Origin of the sequence: Aphanothece stagnina RSMan2012, from assembly GCF_046764815.1 — a bacterium.
Classification (GTDB): Bacteria; Cyanobacteriota; Cyanobacteriia; order PCC-6307; family Cyanobiaceae; genus NIES-981.
Genome location: NZ_JBKOUC010000051.1, coordinates 1 through 4973, shown reverse-complemented (window position 1 = coordinate 4973; position 4973 = coordinate 1). Strand labels below are relative to the sequence as shown.

Below are 4973 nucleotides of genomic sequence, written 5' to 3'. Positions count from 1 at the left end.
AACGTGACCATGGGTCAGGGCGCGGGCACCGGACTGCGGATGGACTTCATCAATGGTCGTTCGCTGGCCGGCGGAACCGGCATTCTGTTCGACCTGCGCGGTGAAGATCGCTACGTGGGCGCGGTGTTTGCCCAGGGCGTGGGCTACTGGCGCGGTGTCGGCATGCTGTGGGATGGCGATGGCAAGGACGAATATTCGGCGCAGTGGTACGCCCAAGGAGCGGCCGCCCACTTTGCCGTCGGATATTTGCACGATGCGGGTGGCGATGACACCTACCGAGTTTTCATGAACATGGGCCCGGCCGCGGGACACGATTTCTCGGTCGGGATGCTGCTGGAATCGGCCGGAAACGACCTGTATAGCGCCGGAAATCTGAGTCTGGGTGCGGGCAATGCCAACGGGATCGGAGCGCTGCTGGAGATGAACGGCAACGACACCTACGAAACCCAAGGGCCCCTGGCTCTCGGTCGGGCGTCTGAGGCGCCGACCGGAACCTTCCGCGAACGTGCGCTGACGCTGGGCTTTTTGTTCGATGCGGCGGGGCAAGACACCTATCCGGCGCGGTTTCCCCGGGCCCGCAACGGTGCGCGCGAACTCAATGTAACGGTGCAGCGCCCCTTGGCGACCGAAAGTCAACTCGGGGTCTTTTTCGATCGCTAAGCGGGGTCAGGCTCGGGATCGGGAGCCGGGACGGAGGGCGCCCACTCCTTGAGGCGGGTGTAGAGTCGGCGGCGGAGCTTGCGATTGGCCCACAGGGTGGGATGATCGCGCGGCTCAATCAGCATCCTGATCTCGGTATCGCCCGCCTTGCCTTCGATGCTCACCCAGCCTCCCAGCCCGACCCACGAGTGCGGATTGGGTCGCAGGCGAATCGCCGTGACCATGGCCCGATCAAGCTGAAACCGTTCGGTGGTGCCGATGAACTCCACTTCATCGGAACGCAGATTGAGCCATCCGATATCTTCGTGAGGGTCGAGCGCCCCCCGGTAACTGGGCCGAGCAAACCCCACAAACCAGCGCTCGTCGGCCAGATCGACGCCTTGTGCTTTCAGTCTGAGCTCGGTGGCTCGTTTCATGTGGCGATTCCCCAGCAGGCCCAAGAAGTTCGTGGCGAGCCAGGTCGTGGCCGTCCAGGCCACCGCCAAACCGAGGGCGGCAAAGGTCGGGCCATTCTGCACCACTTCCCAGCCGGCCAGGCCAGCAAACGGCAGACCCAACAGGAGCGGCAACAGGTTGCCCGCCCATCGACGACCGGGCGTCCACAGCGCAGGGGGTTTCGGCGGCATAATGCATGTTGACTATGGCAGACGCAGGGCCGGATTTGATCTGGCGACGTCCGGGGGGTGGCGGCCTAGCCGAGGCCGTGCGTCAGCATCTCCCGGATGGCGCGGTGGTCACCGCCTTTGATGACAGTCTGCTGGCCACGATTCGCGATCTGATTTTGGAAGATGGGCGCGAGGAGACCGTTGAGCTGTGCCCGCTGAGCGCGCTGGTTGATCGGGTGGCGACCATGAGAGGTCTGCCCGGAGCTCGACGCATGACGGCGCCGCAGCTCATGGCGATGATTCAGCACGTTGCCCGGGGTTGGGATGACGACCATCCTTGGGTTGCGGCCGGACATCAGCCGGGCACGGCTCGACTTTTGGCTGAGGCGCTGACGCTGCTTCACTATCACGAAACCGGACCAGATGACTGGGTGGATCTGGCCGCTTCTCCCGCCGTTTCTGAAGATTTGCGGCCGATTCTGGAGTCGCTGGCGCAGCTCGAATCGGGGGTGCGCAGCGTAGCCGAGCCGCTTCAACGCGGGTTTGGAGTGGATCGGGTCGAGCAGCTCCTGGCTGAAACCGAGATCAAGCCCATCGCCATCAAGCACGCGGTGGTGTTTGTGACCGCTACGCCCGCACCGGCCTACGAGGCGTTCTTCCGCTGGCTGCATGGCCAAGGCGTGCGCGTGACCGTGATCGCTGAATGGACGGGGCCCCATCGCGAGGGCTTTGGCGCGGTTCAGGCGGCGGTGCAGCGGTTATGTCCCGGAGTGACGGCTTCCCCGCCTGCCCCGCACTGGGAGCACACGTTATTCACGGACGAGGAACCCGGTTCGCGCCCGAATCTGACGATCACGCAGGCTCCCGACCCGATGATGGAGGTCGAGTGGGCGCTCCGCACCGCCCACCGCCACATGCAAGAGGGGGTTCCGCCCACCCAGATCGGCATCTTGACCCGTCAGCCAGACCTGCACGGGCCCCTGCTCCGGGCGGCGGCCCGCCGCTTTGGCCTGCCGGTGCGCATGACCGTCACTATGCCTGTGCTGGCCACCGGATTCGGTCGGTTTCTGCTGGAATTGCTCCAGGCCCTGGCCGGAGACGATGTGCGCGTTTTAGCCGGGTTGGGACGCAGCACCTACACCGGTCGGGATCCGAGCGCGGCGCAGCGTCTGGAGGCCCTGGCTTTTGAGGCCCACGCCCAAGATGATCCCTGGGCGGCCTTGCTGCAAACGGCCGAAGAAGCGGGCGAGGGCATGGGCTGGCTGCGCGGGGCTCTCCGCTGGCGATCCCAAAATCGGGAACCTCGGGCCCTGGCCAGCTGGGTGGAACGACTGCGCGGTCTGTTCGATGAGGGCGAGATCATTGACCGCGCGGTGGAAAGTCCACCCGATCTGGTGAAACGCGATCATCAGGCCATGTCGGCCATGCAGCGGTGCTTGATTGACCAAGTGGTTGAAGTGGCAAGCACGCCTCTTTCCTTAGGTCAGTTTGTGCGTCTGGCAGAACGCATTTGGCGCACCGAAAATGTGGTGTGTACCGAAGGGCAGCGCGGCATCAAGGTAGCGACGGCTTCGGATTCCCTTGAAGATTTTGCCGTCCTGCTCGTGCTGGGCATGATGGAAGGCGTGTTTCCGCGCCGAGCCCGCGAAGACGCGGTGCTGAGCGACATGCACCGGAGCGAGCTGTCATCGGCCTGGCCCAACCGGGTGCCGTTCCCCTTGAGTCACGATCTGGCCGCCCTTGAGCGCGACGACTTTGTGCGGGTGTGCGGGTCGGCACGCCATGCCCTCCACTTTTCCTATTCGGAAGGGGATGGCAGCGATCGGGAAAACGTGCCCTCGTTTTACTTAGAAGAGATTCGGCGTCTGACCGGCGGCGATCGGCTGAGCCGAAAAATCCACCCCATCGACTTTGCTCCGGCTCCCGAAGACTGCACGCTGATGGCCGATTTGGAACTGGCGCAAGCGTTGGCGCAGCCCCGGATTCCGGAGAGTGCGCCGGGATTCGTTGAGAAAACGCTGAAGGCCCCGCACCGATTGCAGCGCGACGAGCATCCCCGTCTGGTGGCCTTGTCCGATGCCAGCGAGTGTCCGTTTCGCGCTTTTGTGCGTCACCGCTTAGAATTGCGACCCCCTTCTCATCGACCCGCGATGGATTTTTGGCGGGATGCCCCCTCGGCGATTCGAATTTGGCGATGCGCCAGCCGGGAAGAAGCGGAATCGCAGGCGGCCGACTGGGCCAAGGTTGAAATGGATCGCCGTGCCCCCCAGATTCCCGAATGGGAGATGAACTATCTGGAGTCCATGTTCAACCTTATGGTTGAGCGTGTCGGCGATCTCTGGCAAACCCTTCAGACGTGTTGTCCCCCCGACCCCGAGAGCCGTTGGGTCGATTCGGAGAGCGAGATTACACTGGTATATCCGGCTCCCCATCCCCAAACTCAAACGGCTTCGGCTCGGCTTGATGCGGTGTGGGTATCCCCCAGCCGGGTCTTGGGCTTGCGTCTTGGCCAGCGGCTCATCGGGAGCGATGTCTCGTTGGCCGAAGTAGCCGAGGGCCTGAGGGAGGTTGGCAAGAATGAGCCATTTTCGACCCCCGGGCTCCATGTTTTGATGCTGCTGGACGCCTTACGCGACACCTACCGGCATCAAGACAAACTCCTTTCGGTGGGGTTGATGACGTGGGGGATCAACGGTGGGCCCACCATTTGGTCAGTGGGGGCATGGTATGGCCCGTGGGGGATCGACAACAAGGGCCGGAAGCGTCATCACACCATGCCGCCGATTGTGTTTCATCGCGAGGTTCTGACCGCCGGACGGGCATACCATTTGGTGGGGCGGCTCACGCTTGATTTGGATTTGGCGATCCCCGGGCCGCACTGCGCCACCTGCCATTACGCCGGCCTTTGCCGTCAGAGCCAAACCTACCGCGAGGAGGTCTCGCCGTGACCCCCGGAGACGCGACGCCGCGCCTGACGGTTCCGCAAGCCCAAGCGGTCGAATCGCCTTCGCCGATGCTGGCGGTGGTGGCTTCGGCCGGAGCCGGGAAGACTACCGTTCTGGCCGAGCGGTACGTGCGCCTGGTGCAAGATGGAGTGGCCCCATCTCAGATTTTGACCGTGACCTTTACCCGTAAAGCGGCGGGCGAAATGAAGCGGAGAATCGTGCGCCGATTGCGCGATCGCGGGATGACCGAAGCCGCTCAAGCCGCCGAAACTGGCCCGATCCAAACCCTTCACAGTCTGTGCGAGCGTTTGGTACGAGAAAACGCGCTGCACCTGGGGATCGATCCCGATTTTGAGCTCCTGGACGAAGCGGGCACCACCGAGCGGATGGCCGATTCCATTCGCCGGTGCCTACTGCCTGCCGATGCCGACCCGCGATTGGCCCGCCTGCTTCAGGCCATGAGCAAGCCGCAGTATTCGCCGTTTGGTGCTCTGCAGCGCGCCACCGATGGCGATGTGCGCGATCGGATGGAGCGCCTGGTTAAAGCGATGCGCAGTGGCGTGTACACCCGTGATGATCTGGCGCAGTGGGTGGCCGACCCCGATGCCTTCGATCGGGCGTGGGCGCAGGTCATGGCCCCTTCGTTGCCCGGGTTTGAACTCACCCCGGGCGTCCCGCTCAGCGAAGCTCTGCACGCTTACCGCCGGGAACACAAAAACTCAGGGCCCGCATGGCTGATTGGCAAAGGCACGGTCGCGGAGAT

At 63.8% G+C, this 4973-nt stretch carries 4 protein-coding genes; 3 read left to right on the top strand and 1 reads right to left on the bottom strand.

Annotated features, from left to right (window positions below; all coding sequences use genetic code 11):
- Positions 1–660: hypothetical protein (locus ACLNEE_RS16455; protein WP_412007406.1), on the top strand; the 660-nt coding region annotated here is incomplete at its 5' end.
- Here ACLNEE_RS16455 and ACLNEE_RS16450 read toward each other — a convergent pair.
- The gene (locus ACLNEE_RS16450; RefSeq protein ID WP_412007405.1) at positions 657–1286 is read right to left on the bottom strand and encodes a hypothetical protein; all 630 of its coding nucleotides are present in this window, start codon (positions 1284–1286) and stop codon (positions 657–659) included. The genes ACLNEE_RS16455 and ACLNEE_RS16450 overlap by 4 nt on opposite strands.
- Positions 1287–1363: 77 nt before the next feature.
- Here ACLNEE_RS16450 and ACLNEE_RS16445 point away from each other — a divergent pair, with 77 nt between their 5' ends.
- Together ACLNEE_RS16445 and ACLNEE_RS16440 are read left to right on the top strand one after the other, a co-directional pair.
- Positions 1364–4213, top strand: a complete 2850-nt coding sequence (locus ACLNEE_RS16445) for a PD-(D/E)XK nuclease family protein (RefSeq protein ID WP_412007404.1) — start codon at positions 1364–1366, stop codon at positions 4211–4213.
- The coding region (locus ACLNEE_RS16440; RefSeq protein ID WP_412007403.1) for a UvrD-helicase domain-containing protein at positions 4210–4973 on the top strand (764 nt) is incomplete at its 3' end. The genes ACLNEE_RS16445 and ACLNEE_RS16440, both read left to right, overlap by 4 nt.

Excerpts from the sequence above, each read along its gene's own strand:
- ACLNEE_RS16450 (WP_412007405.1), bottom strand. The coding sequence starts at position 1,286 with ATGCCGCCGAAACCCCCTGCGCTGTGGACGCCCGGTCGTCGATGGGCG.